The following is an 836-nucleotide window of genomic DNA, read 5'->3' as shown; positions in this document are numbered from 1 at the left end:
GCCGAAGCCCCCACCGTCCCCGTCATCCACTCCGCCGACTACCTCGACAACCGCCCGCGCATCCTCGGCGCCGACCACGTCACCGTCATCGGATCGGGCCAGTCCGGCGCCGAAGTCTTCCTCGACCTCCTGCGCGCCCGCCCCGCCGGCCGCGAACGCCTCACCTGGCTCGCCCGGACCCCCTCCTTCGCCCCCATGGAGTACTCCAAGCTCGGCCTCGAACACTTCACCCCCGACTACACCCGCTACTTCCACTCCCTCCCCGAACCCGTACGCAACCAGCTCGTCCCCGCCCAATGGCAACTCCACAAGGGCATCGACGCCGACACCATCGCCGCCATCCACGCGGAGCTCTACCGCCGCACCCTCCACGGCGGCTGGCCCGACGCCGTCCTCACCCCCGGCGTCAGCGTCCGCACCGCCGGCCGCGTCGCCACCACCAAAGTCGAACTCCACCTCGAACACGTCGAACAGGGCACCCGCTCCCGCCTCACCACCGACGCCGTCGTCCTCGCCACCGGCTACCAGGAACGCCCCCTCAGCAACCTCCTCGCAGGCCTCGACCCCTACCTGCGCAAGGACTCCGCCGGCCGCCCCCGCATCGACGACCGCTACCGGATGATCCTCGACCCCACCGTCAGCGGCAGCATCTTCGTCCAGAACGGCGAACGCCACACCCACGGCGTCGGAGCCCCCGACCTCGGCCTCGCCGCCTGGCGCAGCGCCGCCATCCTCAACACCCTCACCGGCAAGGACCCCTACCCCCAGCCCGCACGGACCGCCTTCACCACCTTCGGCCTCGACCAGCGGGAGCACACCCGCCCCCGAACCGCCGG

1 protein-coding gene is annotated in these 836 nt (G+C 71.8%); it reads left to right on the top strand.

What is annotated here, in order from left to right; genetic code table 11:
• Positions 1–836 (top strand): SidA/IucD/PvdA family monooxygenase (locus PV721_RS43625; RefSeq protein WP_319734458.1); only part of this gene is annotated, 836 nt, incomplete at both ends.

It is taken from the genome of Streptomyces sp. MB09-01 (genome assembly GCF_033794505.1).
Lineage (GTDB): Bacteria > Actinomycetota > Actinomycetes > Streptomycetales > Streptomycetaceae > Streptomyces.
The sequence above is the reverse complement of the archived record's forward strand: the minus strand, read 5'-3'. Positions and strand labels throughout refer to the sequence as shown.